Genomic DNA, 25,853 nt, shown 5'->3' with positions numbered 1-25,853 from the left:
CAATGAATTTCTGACTTAAAGGTCAGGAAATTGCAATTTGTCGATTAACCACCTGTTCCTTAATTATTGTCGTTGGTTCGATAGCCTGCTTTTTTGCTTGAATCGTGCCAAAAACCACCGGGCGGGCACTCCGCCCTGATGCAGCAATTGCGCTACACTGCGCCGCTTGTACAGATCGAAGAGTTTGAAGGACAACCATGACGTTCAAGGCGCCGGACAGCCTCGCCGAGCAAATCGCTCACCACCTCGCCGAACGTATCATTCGCGGCGAAATGAAGCCCGGGGAGCGCATCCAGGAACAGAAAGTCACGCTGGCCCTCAATGTCAGCCGTGGTTCGGTTCGCGAGGCCTTGCTGATCCTCGAACGTCGGCACCTGATCGCGATCCTGCCGCGACGTGGCGCCCACGTTACCGAACTCACGCCGCACAAGGTGCAGAGCCTGTGCACATTGATGAGCGAGCTCTACATCCTGCTCGGTAACTCGGTGGCCAGTGGCTGGAAAATCCAGGCCGACATGGCGCCGTTCGTGCAGATCCAGCAGCGCCTGACTGCCAGCTACGAGCGTCAGGACATCCGCACCTTCGTCGACGACAGCTTCAATGTGATGCGCGCCGCGTATCCGTTCGCCAACAACCCGTACTTGCAGGAGACAGTCGAGAATCTGCAGCCGGCCATGAGCCGTGCGTATTTCCTCGCGCTGGACCAGCGCAAAGCGTCGATGAGCGAATTCCTCGAGCTGTTCGAACGCTTGCTCGCTGCCGTGCTGGCCCGTGACTTTCCGCAGATCCGCGAAGTGCTGACGGCTTACGCCCAGCGCAGTTGCGATCTGGTGGTTTCTGCCCTGACGGACGCCTGAGCGTGCGGCTCAAGTGCATCAAACTGGCGGGGTTCAAGTCCTTCGTCGACCCGACCACGGTGAACTTCCCCAGTAACATGGCGGCGGTGGTCGGGCCCAATGGCTGCGGCAAATCGAACATCATCGACGCCGTGCGCTGGGTGATGGGCGAGAGTTCGGCGAAGAACCTGCGCGGCGAGTCGATGACCGACGTCATCTTCAACGGCTCGACCAGCCGCAAACCGGTGAGCCAGGCGAGCATCGAACTGGTGTTCGATAACTCCGACGGCACATTGCTCGGTGAGTACGCCGCCTATGCGGAAATTTCCATTCGCCGCAAAGTGACCCGCGACAGCCAGACCACCTATTACCTCAACGGCACCAAATGCCGGCGCCGCGACATCACCGACATCTTCCTCGGCACCGGTCTTGGCCCGCGCAGCTACTCGATCATCGAGCAGGGGATGATCTCCAAGCTGATCGAGTCCAAGCCCGAAGACCTGCGTAACTTCATCGAAGAAGCCGCGGGCATCTCCAAGTACAAGGAGCGCCGGCGCGAGACGGAAAACCGCATTCGCCGCACCCACGAAAACCTGGAGCGCCTGACCGACCTGCGCGAAGAGCTTGAGCGTCAACTCGAACGCTTGCACCGCCAGGCCGAGGCGGCGAAGAAGTATCAGGAATACAAGGGCGAGGAACGTCAGCTCAAGGCCCAATTATCGGCCCTGCGCTGGCAGGCGCTGAACGATCAGGTCGGCCAGCGTGAAGCGATCATCGGCAACCAGGAAGTTTCTTTCGAAGCCCTGGTGGCCGAACAGCGCAATGCCGACGCAAGCATCGAGCGCCTGCGTGACGGCCACCACGACCTGTCGGAACGCTTCAACCTGGTGCAGGGGCGCTTCTACTCGGTCGGTGGCGACATCGCCCGGGTCGAGCAGAGCATCCAGCACGGTCAGCAGCGTTTGCGCCAGTTGCAGGACGACCTGAAAGAAGCCGAGCGCGCGCGCCTGGAAACCGAATCTCACCTGGGCCACGACCGCACGCTGCTGCTGACCCTCGGCGAAGAGCTGGACATGCTCACCCCGGAGCAGGAAGTCACCAGCGCCGCCGCCGAAGAGGCCGCTGCCGCGCTGGAAGAATCCGAGACCACCATGCATGGCTGGCAGGAGCAGTGGGATACGTTCAATCTCACCGCCGCCGAGCCGCGTCGTCAGGCCGAAGTGCAGCAGTCGCGGATCCAGCAGCTGGAAACCAGCCTGGAGCGCCTGGCCGATCGCCAGAAGCGTCTTGGCGAAGAACGCGCCTTGCTCTCGGCGGACCCGGAAGACGCGGCGATCATGGAACTCAGCGAGCAGCTCGCCGAATCCGAAGCGACCCTTGAGGATTTGCAGACCAGCGAAGAAGCTCAGGTCGAAAAGCTTGAACAATTGCGTCAGGAGCTGCAGCTGGCTCTGACGGCGCAACAGCAGGCCCAGGGCGATTTGCAGCGGCTCAACGGTCGACTGGCTTCACTCGAAGCCTTGCAGCAAGCCGCGCTCGATCCGGGCACCGGCACCGCCGAATGGCTTCGCGACCAACATCTGGCCGATCGCCCGCGCCTGGCCGAGGGCCTGAAAGTTGAAGCCGGTTGGGAGCTGGCGGTGGAAACCGTGCTTGGTGCCGACCTGCAAGCGGTGCTGGTGGACGATTTCAACGATTTCGATCTGTCCGGGTTCGCCCAAGGCGATTTGCGTTTGCTCAGCCCGGCCAGCGATGGCATGCGAGTTCCGGGCAGCTTGCTGGACAAGGTCGAGGCGCAGATCGATCTGTCGCCGTGGCTGGGGCAGGTCAAGCCGGTCGACAGCCTCGAACAGGCCTTGGCCTTGCGCGGTCAACTGGCCGCCGGGCAGAGCCTGATCAGCCGTGACGGTTACTGGGTCGGTCGGCATTTTCTGCGGGTGCGTCGGGCCAGTGAAGCCGAAAGCGGCGTGCTCGCTCGCGGTCAGGAAATCCAGCAATTGGGTCTTGAGCGTGAGGAGCGCGAAGCCGCGGTCGAAACCTTGGAAACCCAACTGCAAAATCTCAGGGCGCAGCAGCGTCAGCAGGAAAACGGTCGCGAACATTTGCGCCGTTTGCTGCAGGACGAAGCCCGTCAGCAAGGTGAATTGAAGGCTCAACTTTCCGCCGGCAAGGCCAAGGCCGAACAGTTGACCCTGCGGCGTACCCGCCTCGACGAAGAGCTCACCGAGCTGGACGAGCAGCGGGCCCTGGAACACGAGAACATCGGTGAAGCGCGCCTGCAATTGCAGGAAGCCCTCGACAGCATGGCGCTGGACACCGAGCAGCGTGAGTTGCTGCTGGCCCAGCGCGACAGCCTGCGCGAACGCCTGGACCGGGTGCGCCAGGAAGCCCGGCAGCACAAGGATCACGCCCATCAGTTGGCGGTGCGTCTGGGCTCGCTCAAGGCCCAGCACGATTCCACGCGCCAGGCGCTGGAGCGTCTGGAGATGCAGTCCGAGCGGCTGACCGAAAAACGCGAGCAACTGAGCCTCAATCTGGAGGAGGGCGAAGCGCCACTGGAAGAACTGCGCCTGAAACTCGAGGAGTTGCTCGACAAGCGCATGACCGTCGACGAAGAACTCAAGACCGCGCAGATCGCCCTCGAAGACGCCGACCGCGAACTGCGCGACGCCGAGAAACGCCGCAGCCAGGCCGAACAACAATCCCAGTTGATTCGCAGTCAGCTCGAAACCCAGCGCATGGAATGGCAAGCCCTGAGCGTGCGCCGCAAGACCTTGCAGGACCAATTGCTGGAAGACGGCTACGATCTCCACGGCGTACTCGCGACTTTGACTGCCGAGGCCAGCGAGAAGGATGCCGAGGAAGAACTCGAGCGCATCGCTGCGAGGATCCAGCGTCTGGGCGCGATCAACCTGGCGGCCATCGATGAGTACCAGCAGCAATCGGAACGTAAACGTTATCTGGATGCCCAGAACGACGATCTGGTGGAAGCGCTCGATACCCTTGAGAACGTGATTCGCAAGATCGACAAGGAAACCCGTAACCGTTTCAAGGATACCTTTGATCAGATCAATGGCGGTTTACAGGCGCTTTTCCCAAAAGTTTTCGGTGGAGGCCGCGCGTATTTGGAACTGACGGGCGAAGATCTACTCGATACAGGGGTAACAATCATGGCGCAGCCGCCAGGAAAGAAGAACAGCACCATCCATTTGCTCTCCGGCGGCGAAAAAGCCCTGACCGCATTGGCCCTGGTTTTTGCGATCTTCAAGTTGAACCCGGCGCCGTTCTGCATGCTCGATGAGGTTGACGCGCCACTGGATGACGCTAACGTTGGACGCTACGCGCGGTTGGTAAAAGAGATGTCACAGACAGTGCAGTTCATCTATATCACCCACAACAAGATCGCCATGGAAATGGCCGAACAACTGATGGGTGTGACGATGCACGAACCCGGTTGTTCACGTCTGGTGGCCGTGGATGTCGAGGAGGCGATGGCAATGGTGGATGCCTGAGTCGGGGTTTCAGGAAAGGGTGTTTACGGTTTGTAGGACTCTTTTGCTGGCTTCGACTTGCTGGCCAATCGACATATTCGCGCTAGCCAACGTGGTAGACGGTGTAAAGTTACCTTTGGTCGTGCTAGTTTAATGTCAATTTTTCGTATACGTGGGCAAAACGCCTGTCAGAACATAGAGTTGGCGCCACGTTTTAAAGCGGTTTGCAGGTTGTAAACCCCTTATTTTTCAGCATTTTTCATAGAGGCACGGGATTACATGGAAATCGGTCTGCGCGAGTGGCTGATCGTCATCGGCATTATTGTCATTGCCGGTATTCTTTTCGATGGCTGGCGCCGTATGCGCGGCGGCAAGGGAAAACTGAAGTTCCGTCTTGATCGAAGTCTGTCCAATCTGCCGGACGAGGACAGCAGCGCCAGCGCCGAGCTGCTGGGCCCGCCGCGCGTGCTGGACACGCATAAAGAGCCGCAACTGGACGAGCAGGATCTGCCGTCGGTGAGCATGCCGGCCCGCGAGCCTCGCGAGTCGGGCTCCAAGCGCGGCAAGCGTGGCCACAGCGAGCCTTCCCAGGGCGACATGAACCTCAGCCTGGATCTGGACGGCGGCCCGAGCTTCAGCAGCCGTGACGACGACTTCCCGGATGACACCAAGGCTTCGCCTTCGGTCAACGGCAAAGAACAACCGCAAGCTGAAGAAGTGCTGGTGATCAGCGTGATCTGCCGCGACGCTGCCGGCTTCAAGGGCCCGGCGCTGTTGCAGAACATTCTGGAGAGTGGCCTGCGTTTCGGCGAGATGGATATTTTCCATCGTCACGAAAGCATGGCGGGCAACGGCGAGGTGCTGTTTTCCATGGCTAACGCGGTCAAACCGGGCGTATTTGACCTGGACGACATCGACCACTTCAGCACCCCGGCGGTGAGCTTCTTCCTGGGTCTGCCAGGCCCGCGTCATCCGAAGCAAGCCTTCGATGTGATGGTGGCAGCGGCGCGCAAATTGTCCCAGGAGCTCAACGGCGAACTGAAGGACGACCAGCGCAGCGTACTGACCGCCCAGACGATCGAACACTACCGTCAGCGCATCGTCGAATTCGAGCGCCGTGCCCTGACCCAGAAACGATAAAAGCAACAGATCGCAGCCTCGTTTCACTCGACAGCTCCTACAGGATTGCGATTTGCCGTAGGAGCTGTGTAGGAGCTGTCGAGTGAAACGAGGCTGCGATCTCTTGAACCTGATTAGATTAAATAGGAGCAGCCTCGGCTGCTCTTTTGCTTTATGAGAGAACACCCATGACCGCCGCCAAGAACCGCATTTTAGAGCTGCGCGCTGAGCTGGATCAGCACAACTATCGCTACCACGTGCTCGACGAGCCGAGCATTCCGGACGCCGAATACGACCGCTTGTTCAACGAGCTCAAGGCGCTGGAAGCGGCCAATCCCGAACTGATCACCAGCGATTCGCCAACCCAGCGAGTGGGCAGCGCGGCGCTGTCGGCGTTTACCCAGGTGCGACATGAAGTGCCGATGCTCAGCCTCGGCAACGCCTTCGAAGAAACCGACATGCGCGAGTTCGATCGCCGCGTGACCGAGGGCCTGGATTTGCCAGCGGGCGACCTGTTCGGTGGCGGCGCGACAGTCGAGTACAGTTGCGAACCCAAGCTCGATGGCCTGGCCGTCAGCCTGCTGTATCAGGACGGCGTACTGGTGCGCGGCGCCACCCGCGGCGATGGCACCACTGGCGAAGACATCAGCGTCAACGTGCGCACCGTGCGCAATATCCCGCTCAAGCTGCACGGCACCGGTTGGCCGGCGACCCTGGAAGTGCGCGGCGAAGTGTTCATGTCCAAGGCCGGTTTCGAACGGCTCAACGCCACGCAACTGGAAGTCGACGGCAAGACCTTCGCCAACCCGCGCAACGCAGCGGCGGGCAGTTTGCGCCAGCTGGATTCGAAGATTACCGCCAATCGCCCATTGGAATTCTGCTGCTACGGTATCGGCCAGGTGTCTGCCGATATCGCCGATTCCCACATCGGCAACCTCAAGCAATTGCAAGCCTGGGGTATGCCGGTCAGCCACGAACTGAAGCTGGCCAACGGCATCGCTGAATGCCTGGATTACTACCGCGATATCGGTGAGCGACGCAGCGTACTGCCGTATGAAATCGACGGCGTGGTGTTCAAGGTCAACAGCATTGCCTCCCAGCGCGAACTGGGTTTTCGCGCCCGTGAGCCGCGTTGGGCCATCGCTCACAAATTCCCGGCAATGGAAGAACTCACTGAGCTGCTCGATGTGGAATTCCAGGTCGGTCGCACCGGGGCGGTGACGCCGGTGGCGCGCTTGAAACCGGTCAAGGTCGCGGGTGTCACGGTGGCCAACGCCACGTTGCACAACATGGACGAAGTCGCGCGTCTGGGCCTGATGATCGGCGACACGGTGATCATCCGTCGCGCCGGTGACGTGATTCCGCAGGTGGTGCAAGTGGTCATGGAGCGTCGTCCGGAAAACGCCCGGCCGGTGCAGATTCCCGAGCAGTGCCCGGTGTGCGGCTCCCATGTCGAACGCACGCAATTGATCAAGCGCAGCAAGGGCCGCGAGACGGTCAGCGAAGGCGCGGTGTATCGCTGCGTCGGTCGTCTGGCCTGCGGCGCGCAACTCAAGCAGGCCATCATTCACTTCGTTTCCCGTCGTGCCATGGACATCGAAGGCCTGGGTGAGAAGAGCGTCGAGCAACTGGTCGACGAAGGCCTGGTGAGTTCGCCGGCCGATCTGTACGCCCTGGCCTTCGAGCAGATCGTAGACCTGGAAGGCTTTGCCGAGCTGTCGAGCAAGAACCTGCTCGGCGCCATCGAAGACAGCAAGAAACCCGGCCTGGCGCGGTTCATCTACGCCCTCGGGATTCCCGATGTCGGCGAAGAGACGGCCAAGGTTCTGGCCCGCTCCCTGGGTTCGCTGGAGCGGGTGCAACAGGCCTTGCCGCAGGTGCTGACGTACTTGCCGGATGTCGGGCTGGAAGTCGCGTACGAGATCCACAGCTTCTTCGAGGACGCGCATAACCAGCAGGTGATCGCTGAACTGCTCAAGCACGGTTTGCAGATTCAGGATCAGGGCGAGTTGGGCGCCGAGTTTTCGGCGAGCACCACGCTGGGCGGTTTCCTCGACAAGCTGCATATTCCGTCAGTAGGGCCGGGCGGGGCGCAGAAACTGGCGGACAAATTCGGCTCGCTGCAGGCGGTGATCGGTGCAGATTGGCTGGATATGCGCCAGGCTCTGCCGGAGAAGCAGGCCAATTCGGTACGCGAGTTTTTTGCGGTCGAAGAAAATCGCCAATTGGCCGAAGCGGCCGAGAAGCAACTGGCCGATTTCGGCATGCACTGGCAGAGCGAGAAGAAGGTCGTCGAAGGCTTGCCGCTGGCCGGTCAGACCTGGGTGCTGACCGGTTCGCTTGAGCTGATGAGTCGCGATGTGGCCAAGGACAAACTTGAAAGCCTGGGCGCCAAGGTAGCGGGCTCGGTGTCGGCCAAGACCCATTGCGTGGTCGCAGGTCCTGGCGCCGGGTCGAAGTTGGCCAAGGCTAATGAGTTGGGGCTGAAGGTGCTGGATGAAGAGGCGTTTGTGGCATTCTTGAAAGGTCACGGTATTCAGGTTTGACGCCCAAGATCGCAGCCTGCGGCAGCTCCTACAGGAGAACGCATTTCTCTGTAGGAGCTGCCGCAGGCTGCGATCTTTTGATTTTTCCAACAAAAAGCATGGGAACGATCATCTCTCGGGAATGATCTAGTCTCTGCAAGCCCCAGGGAGAGATCACCATGTACCCTTTCTTCGAGCAGCTCAGCTCGCGCATCGCCGCGCCGTTCATGGCCGAAAATTCGCGCAACAGCAAGGTCTGGTCCTGTCGTTGCGGGCAGTCGCTGTTCTTTCGCAACAGCCAGTGCCTGGCCTGTTCGGCGGCGTTGGGTTATCAGCCGGAGCAGAGTCGCCTGTCTGCGCTGCAACCGGGTGTACAAACGGACACCTGGCAGCTTGATGTCGATCCCGAGGCGGGCCTGTTTCGACGCTGCGCCAACCTCGACTCCCCGGCAGCCTGCAATTGGTTGCTGCCAGCCAATGACCATGACGTCTTGTGCATTGCCTGCAGCCTCAATCGCACCATTCCTGATCTGTCGATAGCCGACAACCACGAGCGCTGGCGCAAGGTGGAAACCGCCAAGCGGCGTCTGGTCGCGCAACTGCTCAGCCTGGGGTTGCAGGTGATTCCCAAAACCGTCGATGAAGAGACTGGCCTCGCCTTCGATTTCATCGGCGTGGACCTCGAAGGCAAACCGCCGACCACCGGACACGCCAATGGCCTGATCACCCTCGATATCAAGGAAGCCGACGACGCGCACCGCGAGCAGGTGCGGGTGCAAATGCACGAACCCTATCGCACCTTGCTCGGGCATTTTCGTCATGAAGTCGGGCATTACTACTGGGGTCGATTGATCGCCAATAGCCAGTGGCTTGAGTCTTTTCGCGGATTGTTCGGCGATGAGCGCGCCAGCTATGCCGAAGCCCTTGAGCGACATTATCAGCAGAGCGCGCCGCTTGACTGGCAGCAGCACTACGTCAGCGCCTACGCCACCATGCACCCGTGGGAAGACTGGGCCGAAACCTGGGCGCATTACCTGCACATGATGGATGCGGTGGACACCGCGCTGGGCTTGGGCATGAGCGCCCGGGACATGGACTTCGACTATCAGCCGTTTCCGTTGGATACCCTCTATGATCCGCAGCATCCCGATGGCGCGGCATTTCTGTCGTTCGTCAATGCGTGGATCGAACTGGCCGGCATGCTCAACGAGCTATCGCGCAGCATGGGGCAGCCGGATTTCTACCCGTTTGTCCTGCCGCCCGCCGTCATTGCCAAGCTGCACTTTATTCATCTGGTGATTCAGCAGGAGGGCGGCCGGGCGGATGAGGTGTTGGCGCAATAGGATCAAAAGATCGCAGCCTGCGGCAGCTCCTACAGGTGTACGCCGATCCATGTAGGAGCTGCCGCAGGCTGCGATCTTTTAAGGCCAGCGCATGTCCTTGAAGCAGCTCATGTTTTTTAATATCCCCGAACGGTTGTAACTTCGTCTCAGATAGGTACAATGGCGCGGCTCGCCGACAGGTGAGCGTCGTTATGGTGACCCTATCGGTCCCCCCGCAACGATCAGCCGTGAACCCGGTCAGGCCTGGAAGGGAGCAGCCGCAGCGGTGACATTGTGTGCCGGGGTGTGGCTGGTAGGGTTACCACCTTAACGCCACGCGAGTGTTCTCTCGCGTTATTTATCTGAAAACAGACTTTTGCTAGCTGCCAGGATCTTGTCCGGGGCAGTTTTTTGTCGTTTCCGATTTATCGACAGCTGCAGGCTCGCCACCGATATACAGCCGAACTATCGCATCGATCTCCCCGGACATCTTCATCCGCACCAGGGTGCGTAAAATGCGCTGCACCGGCACTTGCGGGTCGTTGCGCACGTAGCAGCCGAGATTCTGCTCCTGCAGTACTGCCACGCTGTGCAGTTGTTGGTCCGGCAGCAGGCGCTGATTGAACCAGTCAAGGCTCCATTGATTGCTGACGGCATAGCGGTTGCGGCCGGCGAGGAGTTTTTCCAGCACCAGTTCCTGATTGCGTGCGTCGTCGCGATGCAGCTGATCGGTGTCGAACAGCGGTTGCAGGGTCGGGTAGCTGTAGGCCAGCACGGTGCCGATGGACTGATCTGGTAAATCCGCCGGGTTCACAGCGGTGGGGCGCGCATTCTGTGTGATCAACAGGTCGGGCTGGGTAAAGAGCGGGATGCTCCAGAGGTAGTCGCCGGACTGATGAGGCAGCCATGATTGCGCGGCATAACAGCGGACATCGATCTCGCCTTGCTCCATGGCGTTTTGCACCCGCCCGCGGGGCAATACATGGAATTCGGCCGGTACGCCGACCTGGGTCGCGAGGCTGAGCATCATGTCATACAGGATGCCCTGGGTCGGTTTGTCCTGTTCAAGTTGCACCATGGGCATGGTCCAGCTGTCGGGTATCACGAAGCGTAGTGGCGTTTGCGCGGCCATGCCGTCCAGACTGATCAACAGCAATACCCCCAAGGCCAGCCGCATAAACACTCCGTTAAATGTCCCCGATGGGCAGCTTGGCCAGAATACACGAGCGCACCGGATGCAATTTGTGCCTTGCTCCGCTAGCATTAGCCGCTTCTGCTTCCTTCGCTGCGACGGTTTTCGATGAGTTATCAGGTTCTTGCACGTAAATGGCGTCCGCGCTCGTTCCGCGAAATGGTCGGCCAGACCCATGTGCTCAAGGCTCTGATCAATGCCTTGGACAGCCAGCGGCTGCACCACGCGTACCTGTTTACCGGTACCCGGGGGGTCGGCAAGACCACCATCGCGCGGATCATTGCCAAATGCCTTAACTGCGAAACAGGTATCACTTCGACCCCCTGTGGCGAATGCTCGGTGTGCCGCGAGATCGACGAAGGCCGCTTTGTCGACCTGATCGAGATCGACGCCGCGAGCCGTACCAAGGTCGAAGACACCCGCGAGTTGCTCGACAACGTGCAGTACGCCCCGAGCCGTGGGCGCTTCAAGGTCTACCTGATCGACGAAGTGCACATGCTCTCCAGTCATTCCTTTAACGCGCTGCTCAAAACCCTCGAGGAGCCACCACCCTACGTCAAGTTCATCCTGGCCACCACCGACCCGCAGAAACTTCCTGCAACGATTCTGTCGCGGTGCCTGCAGTTCTCCCTGAAGAACATGACGCCGGAACGCGTGGTCGAGCACTTGACCCACGTGCTGGGTGTCGAGAACGTGCCGTTCGAAGACGATGCGCTGTGGCTGCTGGGCCGCGCCGCCGATGGGTCGATGCGTGATGCCATGAGCCTGACCGACCAGGCGATTGCCTTCGGTGAGGGCAAGGTCATGGCCGCCGACGTGCGGGCGATGCTCGGGACCCTCGATCACGGGCAGGTCTACGACGTCCTGCATGCGCTGATCGAAGGTGATGCCAAGGCGTTGCTCGAAGCTGTCCGCCACCTGGCCGAGCAAGGCCCGGACTGGAACGGCGTGCTTTCGGAAATTCTCAATGTGCTGCACCGCGTTGCCATCGCCCAGGCCTTGCCGGAAGGCGTCGATAACGGTCACGGCGACCGTGATCGCGTGCTGGCGCTGGCCCAGGCGTTGCCGGCTGAAGACGTGCAGTTCTACTACCAGATGGGCCTGATCGGCCGCCGCGACCTGCCGCTGGCGCCGGATCCCCGGGGCGGTTTTGAAATGGTGCTGCTGCGGATGCTGGCGTTCCGGCCCGCAGACACCGCGGATGCCCCGAGGCAACCGCTAAAGCCAGTGGGGATCAGCCAGGCCACAGTTGATTCCGCAAACTCAGTGGCTGCCGCGCCGGTAGTTGCGCCGGTAGTTGCTGCGGCCGTTGCACCGATAGCGGCTGCGTCAGTGGCGGCTCCAGCGCCTGCACCGGAACCGGTAGCGCCGGTCGTTGTGCCAGAACCTGCGCCTGTGCCTATGGTTGAAGCGGTCGTGGTCGAAGAAGTTGTCGACCTGCCGTGGAACGACCCGGTCGAGCCCGTGCCCGTTCAGCAGCCGGCGGTGGAGCCGGTGCTGGAAACCGCCAGCGAACAACCCGAATTACCGCCGATGCCGTTGCCGGCGCCGGACAGCGTGGTGCCGGACGCCCCGGAGTGGGCCGCCGCGCCGATCCCGGAACCTTCGGTGGCCGACGTCGATGCCGCGACGCCAGGCATGGACCTGGATGACGAGCCGCCGCTGGACGAGGATTACATCGAGCCGGACATGGATTCGGCCTACAGTTACCTCGACGAGCTGGCCAGCGAGCATGCCGCCGACCCGGCTCCGGAGCCCGAGCCTGAGCCCGCGGCAATGCCTGCCACCGGTCTGGCCCTGCAATGGCTGCAGCTGTTTCCGAAATTGCCGATCTCCGGCATGACCGGCAGCATCGCCGCCAACTGCACGCTGATCGCGGTGGATGGCGACAATTGGCTGATGCACCTGGACCCGGCCCACAGTGCCTTGTTCAACGCCACTCAGCAGCGGCGCTTGAACGATGCGCTTAACCAGTATCACCAGCGCACGCTGACCCTGAGCATCGAGCTGATCAAGCCCGAGCAGGAAACCCCGGCACAAGCGGCTTCGCGCCGCCGCGCCAACCGTCAGCGCGAGGCAGAGGAATCGATCCACGGTGATCCGTTCATCCAGCAAATGATGCAGCAGTTCGGTGCGGTCGTCCGTAACGATACTATTGAACCTGTCGACGCCTTGGTCACTCAGGGCTAATAACTGAAGGCGCCCGGCCGCATGGGCCGGGCGCTGTTTTAATCCAAGTACTTTTGAGGTGATTACCATGATGAAAGGTGGCATGGCCGGCCTGATGAAGCAGGCGCAGCAGATGCAGGAAAAAATGGCCAAGATGCAGGAAGAACTGGCCAACGCCGAAGTCACCGGTAAGGCCGGTGGCGATATGGTCACCGTGGTGATGACCGGTCGTCATGACGTCAAGAGCGTGACCATCGATCCAAGCCTGGTTGAAGGCATGAGCGAAGACGACAAGGAAATGCTGGAAGCGGTCATCGCATCCGCAGTCAACGATGCCGTGCGCAAGATCGAAGCCAACAGCCAGGACAAAATGGGCAGCATGACTGCCGGCATGCAACTGCCACCGGGCATGAAACTGCCATTCTGATTCGCCTTCAGGCGACAGATGAGTTACAAAAATGCCAGGCATCGCGCCTGGCATTTTTGTTTCTGGCCATTGGGTCTGTGGTGACAGGCATGCTGCCATCGCGATCCGACTTGCCCGCGAAGAAGTCGCCTCGGTGCAACTGAATAAACATCGAACGCCATACCGCCACAAAGGTCTGCTCCCTATATCACTGAACCCCATCGATCACAGGAGACGCTGCCATGTCCGACCCCATGACCCTCAATCAGCGCATTGTCCTGGCTTCACGCCCGATAGGCGCGCCAACGCCGGAAAACTTCCGCATGGAGCGGGTGGCGCTGCCGGACCTGGCCGACGGCCAGGTGCTGCTCAAGACCGTTTTCCTGTCGCTCGATCCCTACATGCGCGGACGCATGAGTGACGCACCTTCCTACGCCGCACCGGTGGAAATTGGCGAAGTCATGACCGGCGGCGCTGTCAGCCGGGTCGAGCGCTCGCTCAATCCGAAGTTTCAGGAGGGTGATCTGGTGGTCGGTGCCACCGGTTGGCAAAGCCACAGCATCAATGACGGGCGCAGCATCATCCCGGTGCCCAACGGCCTGCCCAGTCCTTCGATGGCCCTCGGGGTGCAGGGGATGCCGGGCATGACTGCGTATATGGGGCTGATGGATATCGGCCAGCCCAAGGCCGGCGAGACCCTGGTGGTTGCAGCGGCATCCGGGGCAGTGGGTTCGGTGGTCGGCCAGGTGGCGAAGATCAAGGGCTTGCGCGTGGTCGGCGTGGCGGGTGGCGCGGACAAGTGCCGTTATGTGGTCGACGAGTTGGGCTTCGACGCCTGCATCGACCACAGGAGTCCGGATTTTGCTGACGAGCTGGCTCAGGCCTGTCCCAAGGGCATCGACATTTATTATGAAAACGTCGGCGGCAAGGTATTCGACGCCGTGGTGCCATTGCTCAATCCCAAGGCGCGGATTCCACTCTGCGGCCTGATTGCCTCCTATAATGCCTATGAAGCGCCGAGCGGGCCGGATCGCCTGCCACTGTTGCAACGCACCCTGTTGACCAAGCGGGTGCGTATCCAGGGCTTCATCGTGTTCGATGACTATGGTGATCGCCAGCCGGAATTCCTCAGTGCCATGGCGCCGTGGGTACGCGATGGCAAGGTGAAGTTCCGCGAAGACGTGGTCGATGGCCTGGAGCAGGCTCCCGACGCGTTCATCGGCATGCTGGAAGGGCGCAACTTCGGCAAGTTGGTGGTTCGGGTTGCCCGTGACTGAGTAATTGACGCTGCAATTTGACGCTCAACCGAGGCGCGGGTATAAACCGCGTCTCGTTGTTTTGTCGGACTTTTCCACCATGAGCTTCAGCCCTTTGATTCGCCAACTGATCGACGCCCTGCGAATTCTGCCCGGCGTGGGTCAGAAAACCGCCCAGCGCATGGCATTGCAGTTGCTCGAGCGTGACCGCAGCGGCGGCTCACGACTGGCGCTGGCCCTGAGCCAGGCCATGGAAGGGGTCGGTCACTGCCGCTTGTGCCGTACGCTGACCGAAGATGATCTCTGCCCGCAATGCGCCGATACCCGTCGCGACGACACCTTGCTCTGCGTGGTGGAAGGCCCGATGGACGTCTATGCCGTGGAGCAGACCGGTTTCCGCGGGCGCTATTTCGTGCTCAAGGGGCATCTGTCGCCGCTCGACGGCCTGGGGCCGGAAGCCATCGGCATTCCGCAATTGATGGCGCGGATCGAAGAGGCCGGCACGTTCACCGAAGTCATCCTGGCCACCAACCCGACCGTGGAAGGTGAAGCCACCGCGCACTACATCGCCCAATTGCTCAGCAACAAAGGCCTGATCGCCTCGCGCATCGCCCATGGCGTGCCGCTGGGTGGCGAACTGGAGCTGGTGGATGGCGGCACGCTGGCGCATTCGTTTGCGGGGCGTAAGCCGATTTCGTTGTAATCGCATCAAGCCGAAAAGATCGCAGCCTGCGGCAGCTCCTACAGAAAGACACCGATCCCCTGTAGGAGCTGCCGCAGGCTGCGATCTTTTGATCTTCTATCTGTCTCTTGTAAACCAAGCAAGCGCTCGGTTAACTTCACTGACCCCTTCAGTGGAGCTCGCCGATGTCTGCCTTTCAGGAATACTTCGACCCCAGCCACCAATTGGTCCGTGACAGCGTCAGACGTTTCGTCGAGCGCGAGATTCTTCCCGATATCGAGCAGTGGGAAGAAGCCGAAAGCTTTCCTCGTGAGCTCTACCTCAAGGCCGGCGCAGCGGGGATTCTCGGCATCGGTTACCCCGAAGCTTACGGAGGCAGCCACGAAGGGGATCTGTTCGCTAAGGTGGCCGCCAGCGAAGAGTTGATGCGCTGCGGCTCAGGCGGGCTGGTTGCCGGCCTGGGCTCGCTGGATATCGGCTTGCCGCCCATTCTCAAGTGGGCCCGGCCCGAAGTGCGTGATCGTGTGCTGCCGCAGGTGCTGTCGGGAGAGAAGATCAGCGCCCTGGCCATTACCGAGCCCGGCGGCGGCTCCGACGTCGCCAACCTGCAAACCCGTGCCGTGCGCGACGGCGATTTCTACCGGGTCAGTGGCAGCAAGACCTTTATCACCAGCGGTGTGCGCGCGGACTTCTATACCGTCGCGGTGCGAACGGGCGAGCCAGGTTTCGCCGGCATCAGCCTGTTACTGATCGAGAAGGGCACGCCCGGTTTCACCGTAGGGCGGCAGCTGAAGAAAATGGGCTGGTGGGCGTCAGACACGGCCGAACTGTTCTTCGATGATTGCCAGGTGCCCGCAGGAAATCTGATCGGCACCCAGAACATGGGCTTTGCCTGCATCATGGGCAATTTCCAGAGCGAGCGTCTGGCCCTGGCATTGATGGCCAACATGACCGCACAACTGGCGCTGGAGGAGAGCCTGAAATGGGCGCGCCAGCGCGAAGCCTTTGGCAAACCGATCGGCAAGTTTCAGGTGATCAAGCATCGCCTCGCCGAGATGGCGACCGCGCTGGAGGTGTCCCGTGAGTTCACTTATCGCCAAGCCGCGAAAATGGCGGCAGGGCAGAGCGTGATCAAGGAGGTTTCCATGGCCAAGAACTTTGCGACGGATACGGCAGACCGGATCGTCTCCGATGCGGTGCAGATACTCGGTGGGCTGGGTTATATGCGTGAGAGTCTGGTGGAGCGGCTGTATCGCGACAACCGGATTCTGTCGATTGGCGGCGGGACGCGGGAAGTGATGAACGAGATCATCAGCAAGCAGATGGGGCTGTAATGCAAAAGATCGCAGCCTTCGGCAGCTCCTACAGGATCAAAGCCATCCCAATGTAGGAGCTGCCGAAGGCTGCGATCTTTTGGCCTTTGTTACTTATCAGTCAACGCAAACTGCGTCAGGCAGAACGTAGGAATGCCCATGTCTTCCAGGCGTTGCGAGCCACCCAGTTCCGGCAGATCGATAATCGCCGCTGCTTCATGCACCCGGGCGCCCATGCGGCGGATCAGGTTGGCGGCGGCAATCAGGGTGCCGCCGGTCGCGATCAGGTCATCGAACATCACCACCGAATCCCCCTCGCACAGGCTGTCGGCGTGCACTTCCAGGAAGGCTTCGCCGTATTCGGTCGCATAGCCCTCGGCCAGCACATCGGCCGGCAGTTTGCCTTGCTTGCGGAACAGCACCAGCGGCTTGTTCAACTGATAGGCCAGTACCGAACCGATCAGGAAGCCACGGGCGTCCATTGCGCCGACGTGGGTGAAGTCAGCCTCGACGTAACGGTGGGCGAAGCTGTCCATCACCAGGCGCAGGGCCGTGGGCGACTGGAACAGCGGGGTGATGTCGCGAAAGATCACACCCGGTTTCGGGAAGTCGATGACAGGGCGGATGAGGGATTTGATGTCGAAGGAGTCGAAGGCCATAGTCGAAGAATCCTGGCAGGGCTGCAAACGACGCAGTATAACGGCGGCTGAACCGTTTCGCGCAGCCGCAACGTTTTGTTTCAGCCTTCCAGCGAGCCACCGGCCAGGGCGCAAAGCTGGATCGGGTCAATAATCCGGATTTCCTTGCCTTCTGCCGCAATCAGTTCGTTTTGCTGGAAGCGGGTAAAGACCCGGGACACGGTTTCCACCGCCAGGCCCAGGTAGTTGCCGATCTCGTTGCGCGACATGCTCAGGCGGAATTGATTGGCGGAAAAACCCCGGGCGCGGAAACGTGCCGAGAGGTTGACCAGGAAGGTGGCGATGCGTTCGTCGGCGGTCTTTTTCGACAACAGCAGCATCATCTGCTGGTCGTCACGGATTTCGCGACTCATCACCCGCATCAACTGACGGCGCAACTGCGGCAATTGCAGGGCCAGTTCGTCGAGGCGTTCGAAAGGAATTTCACACACCGAGGTGGTTTCCAGGGCTTGTGCCGACACCGGGTGCTTTTCGGTGTCCATGCCCGACAAGCCGACCAGTTCGCTGGGCAGGTGGAAACCGGTGAGCTGTTCTTCACCGGTGTCACTCAGGCTGAAGGTCTTGAGGGCGCCGGAACGGACTGCGTAGACAGAATCGAAGGTATCGCCCTGACGGAACAGAAATTCGCCTTTTTTCAGCGGCCGGCCACGTTTGACGATTTCGTCCAGCGCATCCATGTCTTCCAGATTCAGCGAAAGTGGCAGGCAAAGAGGGGCCAGGCTGCAATCCTTGCAATGGGCTTGATTATGAGCGCGCAGTTTTACTGGCTCGGACATTTCTTCAATCCTTGTGGGAATTCACACATAAGACGTAAGGGTAACTCACCCGAGGACATTGGGGCCAGCCTGTGGCACTTTTGTCGCAGCGCTCTAGATCACCCGTGAGAACCGTTGCCGGCCGTGTTGTTCCAGGTATGCGTCAAAGACCATGCACACCGAGCGCACCAACAGTCGCCCGGCGGGCAGGATGGTGATCCTGTCGCGATCGAGTTCGATCAACCCGTCTTTGGCCATGTCTTGCAACTGGGGCCAGAGATCGCCGAAATAGCCTTGAAAGTCGATGTTGAAGGCCTGTTCGATGTCAGTGAATTCGAGACTGAAATTGCAGATCAATTGCTGAATCACCGCGCGCCGCAGCCGGTCATCGGCATTGCACAGCAGGCCGCGGCTGGTGGCCAGTTGCGATGTGGCAAGAACGTTCTGATACTCGGTCAGGTCGCTGCTGTTCTGGCAGTACAGGTCACCGATCTGGCTGATTGCCGACACGCCGAGGCCGATCAAGTCACAATGACCGTGGGTGGTGTAGCCCTGGAAATTGCGTTGCAGGGTCGATTCTTCCTGGGCAATCGCCAGCTCATCGTCGGGCAGGGCGAAGTGGTCCATGCCGATGTAGCGGTAGCCGGCCGTGATCAGTTGCTCGATGGTGCGCTGCAGCATTTCCAGTTTCTGCGCGGGTGTCGGCAGCTCATTGCTGTTGATGCGCCGCTGCGGCATGAAGCGTTCCGGCAGGTGGGCGTAGTTGAACACCGATAACCGGTCCGGTTGCAGGTGGATGACCTCTTCGACGGTGCGGGCGAAATTCTCCGGCGTCTGTCTCGGCAGGCCGTAGATCAGGTCGATATTGATCGAACGAAACTGCAAGGTGCGGGCCGCATCGATCACCGCGCGGGTTTCTTCCAGGCTTTGCAGGCGATTGACCGCTCGCTGAACCGCCGGGTCGAGGTCTTGCAGGCCGATGCTGACCCGATTGAAACCCAGTTCGCGCAGCAGGCCCATGGTCGACCAGTCGGCTTCACGGGGGTCGATCTCGATGCCGTAGTCGCCGGAGTCGTCGTCCAGCAAATGGAAGTGTTTGCGCAAATGCGCCATCAACTGGCGCAGTTCGTCGTGGCTGAGAAAGGTGGGCGTGCCGCCGCCGAAGTGCAGTTGCTCGACTTTCTGCGTGGGGTCGAGGTGGCAGGCGATCAACTGGATTTCCTGTTCCAGGCGCTGCAAATACGGCTGCGCCCGGCCGCGATCCTTGGTGATGACCTTGTTGCAGGCGCAGTAATAGCAAATGTTCGCGCAGAACGGCACGTGCACGTACAGCGACAAGGGGCGTTGAGCCTTGCGGCTGTCGCGCAGAGCATGAAGCAGGTCAAAGGTGCCGACCTGGCTGTTGAATTGCACGGCGGTCGGGTACGAGGTATAGCGTGGTCCCGCCAGGTCATAACGGCGGATCAGATCGGTGTCCCAACGAATGGCGTCGAGCATCATGCGGGCATTCCCCCGGATAGGCTGGCAGTGTCAGCCACTTTATGCGAGGGCGGGGTGGGGCATCTTGATTTACATCAAGATCAAAAGATCGTCCGAACGCGGCCCGAGCCTTCGGCAGCTCATACAGATGTACGCGATCCCTGTAGGAGCTGCCGAAGGCTGCGATCTTTTGCTTTTAATGCCCCATCAACCAATGCTGATGCGGCCCCGGCAGCGTCCAGATGCCGAACAACATCACCAGCAATCCACCCGCCATGCGCACGCTACGCTTGCGCAACAGTGCTGTCACCCTTTCGGCGGCGAGGCCTGTCGCCAGCAGCACCGGCCAGGTGCCGAGCCCGAACGCGAGCATCAACAATGCGCTGTCCAGCGCGTTGCCCTGGCTGGCCGACCATAGCAAGGTGCTGTAGACCAGACCGCACGGCAGCCAGCCCCAGAGCGCGCCCAACAGCAGCGCACGCGGAACGCTCGACACAGGCAGCAACCGGTTGGCGACTGGCTGGATATACCGCCACAAGCCGCGACCGAGGCTTTCGATACGGGTCAGGCCGCTCCACCAGCCGGCCAGGTACAGGCCCATGGCAATCAGCAGCAAGCCGGCGAGGATACGCAGGAACATCGCAGCCGGGCTGCTGGCCACGGCCCATCCGGCCAGGCCGATCAGCAGTCCGGCGCAGGCATAGCTCAGAATCCGTCCCAGGTTGTAGGCCAGCAGCAGGCGAAAGCGGCGGCTGCGTTGTTCCTTGGGAATTGCCAGGGTCAGCGCGCCCATCAAGCCGCCGCACATGCCCAGGCAATGGCCGCCGCCGAGCAAACCGAGGATCACCGCAGACACCAGCAGTGGCGCCAATTCAAGCATGGGGCGGGGCCTTGTCTTGCGGCTTGGCCGGTTGGCCGCTGGCCTCATCCACGGCAGCAGTGTGGTTCGGGTCCTGGTCGTCGAACAGGATGCTGTGGGCCGGGCTGTCGAGGTCGTCGTACTGACCGCTGTCCACTGCCCAGAAGAAGATATAGACGGCGATGGCCACGATCAGCAGCGCAGCGGGAATCATCACGTAAAGAGCTGGCATCTGGACTCCATGCCCACACGGCTCAGGCCGGCAGCGGGCGGGTTTCTGGCGTGGCGCAGTGGGCGGGCGCGCTCGGCATGCGAGTCAGGCGCAGCGCGTTCAACACCACGGTCAACGAACTGATCGACATGCCCACCGCCGCCCAGACCGGAGTGATCCAGCCGAGGGCGGCGAAGGGCAACATGAGGCCATTGTACAGCCCGGCCCACAACAGGTTCTCGATAATGACCCGACGGGTGCGCCGCGCCAGGCTGAAGGCTTGCACCAGCGCGTCGAGGCGGTTGGACAGCAGCACGGCATCGGCACTGGTTTTTGCCAGATCGGTGGCCGAGCCCATGGCGACGCTGATATCCGCAGCCGCCAGCACCGGCACGTCATTGACCCCGTCACCCAGCATCAACACCTTGCGTCCTTCTTTGTGCAGTTGTTGCAGGACTTGCAGTTTATCGTCCGGACGCAAGCCGCCACGGGCTTCGTCGATACCCAGTTCCGCCGCCACGCTGGCGACCATCGGTGAGCTATCGCCGGACAACAACAGCGTGCGCCAGCCACGCGCCTTGCACGCGGCCAACAGCGCGGGCGCATCGGCACGCAAGCGATCATCGAGGACGAGCCAGGCCAGCGGCCCCTGGCTGTCGCCGAGTAGCAGCCATTGGCCAGCCTCTTCGGGCATCGACGGCACCATGGCGCCGCTGAGTTCGCAGACGAAGCGAGGTTGGCCGATGCGCAGGCGTCGCTCTTCAACCAGCCCCTCCAGGCCGAGGCCCGGTGTGCTGTGGACTTCTTCGGCAGCCATCGGCGCGCGTCCGAAAGCACGGGCGATCGGGTGTTCGGAGCGATTTTCCAGGGCGGCGGCGAGGCTCAGGCATCGATCGCTGTCGAGCGTGCCGAGAGGGCGGATTGAGCGCAGCGCCAGGCGCCCTTCGGTGAGGGTGCCGGTCTTGTCGAAAATCACCGTGTCGATCTGGTTCAGGCCTTCGAGCACATGGCCACGCGTCAATAGCAGGCCAAGTTTGTGCAAGGTGCCGGTGGCGGCGGTGAGAGCGGTGGGCGTCGCCAGTGACAAGGCGCACGGGCAGGTCGCCACGAGCATCGCCAGCACGATCCAGAAGGCCCGCGATGAGTCCAGCTCCCACCACAGCAGGCCAATCGCGGCGGCGGCGATCAGCGACAACAGCAGGAACCATTGCGCGGCGCGGTCGGCGATTTCCGCCAGGCGCGGTTTTTCGGCCTGGGCACGATCGAGCAGGCGAACGATGGCTGAGAGGCGAGTGTCCTGGCCCAGGGCCTGGACCTCGACGGTCAGTGCGCCTTCGACGTTCATTGTGCCGGCGGTGACCGCGTCGCCGAGGGTGCGGGGTTGCGGCAGGTACTCGCCGGTCAGCAACGACTCGTCGACACTCGACTGGCCGTCGAGGATCTTGCCGTCAGCCGGAAGAATGGCGCCCGGATGAACCAGCACCTGATCGCCAATACGCAGTTCACTGAGCAGAATGCGTTCGCTCTGGCCGTCAGGTGTCAATCGCAGGCACGAGGCGGGCAATAGATTCACCAGCTGCGCGGTGGCGGCGGCGGTGCGTTCGCGGGCGCGTCGTTCCAGATAACGCCCGGCCAGCAGGAACAGGGCAAACATGCCGACGGCATCGAAATACAGTTCGCCGACCCCGGTGATGGACGTCCAGACCCCGGCAATGTAGGCGCTGCCGATGGCCAGCGACACCGAAACGTCCATGGTCAGGTGGCGGGTACGCAGATCGCGCATGGCGCCTTTGAAGAACGGCGCGCAGCTGTAGAACACGATCGGGGTGGTAAGGAACAGTGCGACCCAGCGCAGGATGGTGTGCAGTTCGGGGCTGAGATCGATGTTGAATTCAGGCCAGGTGGCCATGGTTGCCATCATCGCCTGGAACCACAGCAGCCCGGCCACCCCGAGCTGGCGCAGGGCCAGGCGGTTTTCGCTGGCCAGTTGTTCGCTGGCGCGGTCGGCCTGATACGGGTGTGCGGCGTAACCGATCTGACGCAGTTCACCGAGGACCTGGCTCAGGGGTAATTGCCCATCGGCCCAGCGTACGTGCAGGCGATGGTTGGACAGGTTCAGGCGCGCCTCGGCTACGGCAGGCAAAGTGCGCAGGTGTTTTTCGATCAGCCAGCCGCAGGCGGCGCAACTGATGCCTTCCATCAATAGTGTGGTTTCGGCGAGGTCGCCGTCGTGGCGAACGAAGGGCTGCTGCACATCGGCGCGGTCGTACAGCGCCAGTTCATCCACCATTTGCACCGGCAGGGCTTCGGGGTTGGCCGAGGCTTCGCTGCGGTGTTGGTAATAGCTTTCCAGACCGCCGGCGACGATGGCTTCGGCCACGGCCAGGCAACCCGGGCAGCAGAATTCGCGGGACTCCCCGAGCACGACGGCGATGAAGCGGCTGCCGGCCGGGACGGGCAGGGCGCAGTGGTAGCAGGGGAGTGGGGTGGTCATGGGCAATCTATGGTGACTGGATGGGCCTCTTCGCTGGCAAGCCAGCTCCTACGCAGATTCGTGTGATCCTGTAGGAGCTGGCTTGCCAGCGAAGCGCGAAGCGCAAACATTATTTCTTCAGGTCTTCGGCACCTTGCAGGGGTTCGTCGCCTAGCAGCAGATCCTTGTCATGGCTGACCGGTTCCTCTTCGAACATGCGCCAGATGTGGTCGTCCTGGGTGCCGAGCAACTCGATAAAGCGCCGGCCTTCGATCTTGTCGCTCAACTGGCCGATGTAGCGGCCCTGTTCGGTTTCGCTGCGGGCCAGGATGATCTTGCGATCCTTTTCCGGCTGGGTCGGCGAGATCAGGTTCAGCTCCAGGGTCTTGGGCTGGCTCTCGCCGCTCAGGCGCAGGTCAACCTCGCCGGTCACGCCATCGAGATGAACGCTGGCGCGCATTTTCAGGGTCTGGGCCAGCAGCTCACGGTCGAGGGAGCGGTTGATGCCTTTGCCAGCCTCGTAGTAGTTGTCGTTGACCAGGTTGTCCGGGTTGTTCACCGCGATGGTCACCATGGACAAGGTCAGGGCCACCGAGCAGGCCAGGATCCCGATGATGATCCACGGCCAGAGGTGCTTGTACCAGGGGCTTGCGGCAGTTGCTGCGGGCATGTTCAGTTCTCTCAACGATTTTGTGGGCCGATGAACCGGCTCTTGGCTTCGATGTGGACGCTGTCGTCATCGGCATCCTTGAGGATGAATTTCACCTCGTTGGTGCTCGACGGCAGTTTTTCCGGCGCGACGGACAGCTCGGCAGGCTGGCTGACGATCTCGCCGGCCGCGACCTTGATCTCGCGCCGGCCCTGCAATTTGAGATCCGGCAGGCCAGAGGCTTCGAGCACGTAGATATGGTCGCGCTGGTCCTTGTTCATGATTTTCAGGCTGTAGACGTTTTCGATCCGGCCTTCGGCGTTCTCGCGGTACAGCACGCGGTCCTTGCTGACATCGAAACCCACCAGCGCACGCATGAAGAATGCCGTCGCCAGCAAGCTGATCATCGCCAGCAGCACCACGGCATAGCCGATCAGGCGCGGGCGCAGTTTATGGGTTTTCTGCCCGGACAGGTTGTGCTCGGTGGTGTAGCTGATCAGCCCGCGCGGGTATTCCATCTTGTCCATGATGGCGTCGCAGGCATCGATGCAGGCGGCGCAACCGATGCATTCGATTTGCAGGCCGTCACGGATGTCGATACCGGTCGGACAGACCTGGACGCACATGGTGCAGTCGATGCAGTCACCCAGGCCCTGAGCCTTGTAGTCGATGCCTTTTTTACGCGGGCCACGGCTTTCGCCACGGCGCGGATCGTAGGAAACGATCAGGGTGTCCTTGTCGAACATCACGCTCTGGAAGCGCGCGTACGGGCACATGTAGATGCACACCTGTTCACGCAGCCAGCCAGCGTTGCCGTAAGTGGCGAGGGTGAAGAAGCCGACCCAGAAGTACGACCAGCCATCCGCCTGGCCGGTGAAGAAGTCGAACACCAGTTCGCGGATCGGCGAGAAGTAGCCGACGAAGGTCATGCCGGTGACGAAGCCGATCAGCAGCCACAGGGTGTGCTTGCTGAGTTTGCGCAGGAACTTGTTGGCGCTCATCGGCGCCTTGTCGAGCTTGATGCGTTGGTTGCGGTCACCTTCGGTGACTTTTTCGCACCACATGAAAATCCAGGTCCAGACGCTTTGCGGGCAGGTATAGCCGCACCAGACTCGGCCGGCGTACACGGTGATGAAAAACAGGCCGAACGCGGCGATGATCAACATGCCGGACAGCAGAATGAAGTCCTGGGGCCAGAAGGTGGCGCCGAAAATGAAGAACTTGCGCTCCGGCAGGTTCCACCAGACGGCCTGATGACCGCCCCAGTTCAGCCACACCGTGCCGAAATACAGCAAAAACAACATGGCACCGCCGGTCATCCGCAGATTGCGGAACAAGCCGGTGAAGGCGCGGGTGTAGATTTTTTCTCTGGAGGCGTAGAGGTCGACGCTGTTGTTCGAGTTCTTGGCAGGTGGAGTGACGTCGTGTACCGGAATCTGGTTGCTCATCATTGCATCCCACGGCAGTGGAAGAGTGCCTCGGTCAGTACGTGCCGACCGCGGTCAAAAAGGGGTGTTGCAGTGGCTCAATGATACGCCTGTCGCTCTAGCCTGCGGGTGCGACCTTTGGTCACGTTTGGTAAATTCATTTGATGGTGTAATGACTTGAATCAATTGACTTGGGAATTATGGGCGGTTTTACGCATGTCGCCGGTCATTCGACCCATGGGTTGATCAGTTGTACACCGCTGGACTGAAAGTCTGCGACATTGCGTGTGACCACCGTCAAACCATGAACCAGCGCCGTGGCCGCAATCAAGGCATCGCTTTCATTGGCTCTGTCGGGGATATGCAGACTGGCGCAGCGAATCGCTACGGCGGCATCGACCGGAAGGATTCGGGCGTCGAAGGCTGGCATAACGTGATGCTTCAACCAAGTGCGCAAGACTTTCCCTTGGGCGGGATTCCGACGCTCCATTCGTAGAACGCCTGTTTCCAGCTCCTTCAAGGTAATAGCCRAAATGAACATGCGTGGAGCGATGACACTTTTGGCCCACGCAACGACGTTCGCATCAGCCTGGGGTTTGCGTAGTTCGGAAATTACGTTGGTGTCGAGTAGAAACATCAGGACAGATCCACAGGGCGATGTTTGATCACGGCACGCTCGGTTTCGAATTCGATATCGGCTGCTTCTGGCATGACCAGCAGTTCGGCGATGTCGGCGTGGGTGCCGGTCAGTTTTTGGTAGTCCTCAATGCTTAGCAGTACATGGGCCGGTTTGCCTCGGTCGGTGATGAAAACAGGCCCCTGGCGAGTGGCTTTTTTGGCACCACTTGTGTCCTGGTTGAATTCGCGGCTGGAAATTGTGGTGATGACCATCATGGTTGGCCCTCCTGAAGCTGCTTTGTAGAAACGTTACTACTATGCGTGTCGCCCCACAACCTCAGAGAGGGCATAGGGCATTACCATTGGTCGCCGT

21 protein-coding genes and 1 other RNA gene are annotated in these 25,853 nt (G+C 60.9%); 11 read left to right on the top strand and 11 right to left on the bottom strand.

What is annotated here, in order from left to right; genetic code table 11:
* The first annotated feature begins 197 nt into the window (after nucleotides 1-197).
* The 6 genes from AC1DWG_RS07270 to ffs all read left to right on the top strand — a co-directional run bounded on the left by AC1DWG_RS07270 (nucleotide 198) and on the right by ffs (nucleotide 9,612).
* The gene (locus AC1DWG_RS07270) at nucleotides 198-857 is read left to right on the top strand and encodes a GntR family transcriptional regulator (protein ID WP_477762381.1); all 660 of its coding nucleotides are present in this window, start codon (nucleotides 198-200) and stop codon (nucleotides 855-857) included.
* A 2-nt stretch (nucleotides 858-859) separates the two neighbouring features.
* Nucleotides 860-4,348 carry a chromosome segregation protein SMC gene (gene smc, locus AC1DWG_RS07265; protein ID WP_477762380.1) on the top strand — a complete coding sequence of 1,163 codons (3,489 nt, stop codon included), beginning with the start codon at nucleotides 860-862 and terminating at the stop codon, nucleotides 4,346-4,348.
* Nucleotides 4,349-4,606: 258 nt separating this feature from the next.
* Nucleotides 4,607-5,467, top strand: coding sequence for a cell division protein ZipA (gene zipA / locus AC1DWG_RS07260; RefSeq protein ID WP_477762379.1), 861 nt, complete (start codon nucleotides 4,607-4,609; stop codon nucleotides 5,465-5,467).
* A gap of 167 nt (nucleotides 5,468-5,634) precedes the next feature.
* Nucleotides 5,635-7,992 carry an NAD-dependent DNA ligase LigA gene (ligA, locus tag AC1DWG_RS07255; RefSeq protein ID WP_477787563.1) on the top strand — a complete coding sequence of 786 codons (2,358 nt, stop codon included), beginning with the start codon at nucleotides 5,635-5,637 and terminating at the stop codon, nucleotides 7,990-7,992.
* A gap of 158 nt (nucleotides 7,993-8,150) precedes the next feature.
* Nucleotides 8,151-9,314, top strand: a complete 1,164-nt coding sequence (locus AC1DWG_RS07250) for a zinc-binding metallopeptidase family protein (RefSeq protein ID WP_477762377.1) — start codon at nucleotides 8,151-8,153, stop codon at nucleotides 9,312-9,314.
* Nucleotides 9,315-9,515: 201 nt separating this feature from the next.
* Nucleotides 9,516-9,612: signal recognition particle sRNA small type (gene ffs, locus AC1DWG_RS07245), an RNA gene on the top strand.
* Nucleotides 9,613-9,672: 60 nt separating this feature from the next.
* On the opposite strand, the gene AC1DWG_RS07240 is transcribed toward ffs, so the two are convergent.
* The gene (locus AC1DWG_RS07240) at nucleotides 9,673-10,470 is read right to left on the bottom strand and encodes a substrate-binding periplasmic protein (RefSeq protein WP_477787562.1); all 798 of its coding nucleotides are present in this window, start codon (nucleotides 10,468-10,470) and stop codon (nucleotides 9,673-9,675) included.
* A 123-nt stretch (nucleotides 10,471-10,593) separates the two neighbouring features.
* Between AC1DWG_RS07240 and dnaX the strand changes: the two genes are divergently transcribed.
* From dnaX to AC1DWG_RS07215, 5 genes are all read left to right on the top strand, one after another.
* Nucleotides 10,594-12,675: a DNA polymerase III subunit gamma/tau gene (gene dnaX / locus AC1DWG_RS07235; RefSeq protein WP_477753687.1), complete on the top strand. Its 2,082-nt coding sequence runs from the start codon at nucleotides 10,594-10,596 to the stop codon at nucleotides 12,673-12,675.
* A 67-nt stretch (nucleotides 12,676-12,742) separates the two neighbouring features.
* Complete coding sequence (locus AC1DWG_RS07230) at nucleotides 12,743-13,081, top strand: YbaB/EbfC family nucleoid-associated protein (protein WP_007971455.1); 339 nt, start codon at nucleotides 12,743-12,745, stop codon at nucleotides 13,079-13,081.
* 221 nt (nucleotides 13,082-13,302) lie between these two features.
* Nucleotides 13,303-14,337 (top strand): NADP-dependent oxidoreductase, encoded by a 1,035-nt coding sequence (locus tag AC1DWG_RS07225; RefSeq protein WP_477787561.1) that lies wholly within the window; start codon nucleotides 13,303-13,305, stop codon nucleotides 14,335-14,337.
* A 79-nt stretch (nucleotides 14,338-14,416) separates the two neighbouring features.
* Entirely contained in the window at nucleotides 14,417-15,019 is a 603-nt protein-coding gene (gene recR / locus AC1DWG_RS07220; protein WP_007995809.1) for a recombination mediator RecR, read from the top strand.
* Nucleotides 15,020-15,183: 164 nt separating this feature from the next.
* Complete coding sequence (locus AC1DWG_RS07215) at nucleotides 15,184-16,332, top strand: acyl-CoA dehydrogenase family protein (RefSeq protein WP_477753685.1); 1,149 nt, start codon at nucleotides 15,184-15,186, stop codon at nucleotides 16,330-16,332.
* A gap of 89 nt (nucleotides 16,333-16,421) precedes the next feature.
* Here AC1DWG_RS07215 and AC1DWG_RS07210 read toward each other — a convergent pair whose 3' ends face one another.
* From AC1DWG_RS07210 to AC1DWG_RS07165, 10 genes are all read right to left on the bottom strand, one after another.
* The gene (locus AC1DWG_RS07210; RefSeq protein ID WP_477753684.1) at nucleotides 16,422-16,970 is read right to left on the bottom strand and encodes an adenine phosphoribosyltransferase; all 549 of its coding nucleotides are present in this window, start codon (nucleotides 16,968-16,970) and stop codon (nucleotides 16,422-16,424) included.
* 80 nt (nucleotides 16,971-17,050) lie between these two features.
* Nucleotides 17,051-17,785 (bottom strand): fumarate/nitrate reduction transcriptional regulator Fnr, encoded by a 735-nt coding sequence (gene fnr / locus AC1DWG_RS07205; RefSeq protein WP_046041331.1) that lies wholly within the window; start codon nucleotides 17,783-17,785, stop codon nucleotides 17,051-17,053.
* A gap of 93 nt (nucleotides 17,786-17,878) precedes the next feature.
* Complete coding sequence (gene hemN, locus AC1DWG_RS07200; protein WP_477762608.1) at nucleotides 17,879-19,261, bottom strand: oxygen-independent coproporphyrinogen III oxidase; 1,383 nt, start codon at nucleotides 19,259-19,261, stop codon at nucleotides 17,879-17,881.
* Between the two features lie 178 nt (nucleotides 19,262-19,439).
* Nucleotides 19,440-20,123: a sulfite exporter TauE/SafE family protein gene (locus AC1DWG_RS07195; RefSeq protein WP_477787560.1), complete on the bottom strand. Its 684-nt coding sequence runs from the start codon at nucleotides 20,121-20,123 to the stop codon at nucleotides 19,440-19,442.
* A complete protein-coding gene (gene ccoS / locus AC1DWG_RS07190; protein WP_477753681.1) occupies nucleotides 20,116-20,334 on the bottom strand; it encodes a cbb3-type cytochrome oxidase assembly protein CcoS in 219 nt (72 codons plus the stop codon). The genes AC1DWG_RS07195 and ccoS overlap by 8 nt, the downstream gene beginning before the upstream one ends.
* Before the next feature lie 22 nt (nucleotides 20,335-20,356).
* Nucleotides 20,357-22,807, bottom strand: a complete 2,451-nt coding sequence (locus AC1DWG_RS07185; protein WP_477787559.1) for a heavy metal translocating P-type ATPase — start codon at nucleotides 22,805-22,807, stop codon at nucleotides 20,357-20,359.
* Between the two features lie 109 nt (nucleotides 22,808-22,916).
* Nucleotides 22,917-23,456, bottom strand: coding sequence for a FixH family protein (locus tag AC1DWG_RS07180; RefSeq protein WP_477787558.1), 540 nt, complete (start codon nucleotides 23,454-23,456; stop codon nucleotides 22,917-22,919).
* Nucleotides 23,457-23,467: 11 nt separating this feature from the next.
* Complete coding sequence (gene ccoG, locus AC1DWG_RS07175; RefSeq protein ID WP_477787557.1) at nucleotides 23,468-24,883, bottom strand: cytochrome c oxidase accessory protein CcoG; 1,416 nt, start codon at nucleotides 24,881-24,883, stop codon at nucleotides 23,468-23,470.
* Nucleotides 24,884-25,088: 205 nt separating this feature from the next.
* Entirely contained in the window at nucleotides 25,089-25,499 is a 411-nt protein-coding gene (locus AC1DWG_RS07170) for a PIN domain-containing protein (RefSeq protein ID WP_477787556.1), read from the bottom strand.
* On the bottom strand, nucleotides 25,499-25,753 hold the full coding sequence (locus AC1DWG_RS07165) for a type II toxin-antitoxin system Phd/YefM family antitoxin (RefSeq protein WP_477762607.1): 255 nt from the start codon (nucleotides 25,751-25,753) through the stop codon (nucleotides 25,499-25,501). The genes AC1DWG_RS07170 and AC1DWG_RS07165 overlap by 1 nt, the downstream gene beginning before the upstream one ends.
* Between the last annotated feature and the right edge of the window lie 100 nt (nucleotides 25,754-25,853).

The sequence above is a fragment of the Pseudomonas sp. P4_B3 genome (genome assembly GCF_056402295.1).
This window is presented reverse-complemented; position numbering and strand designations above follow the sequence as displayed.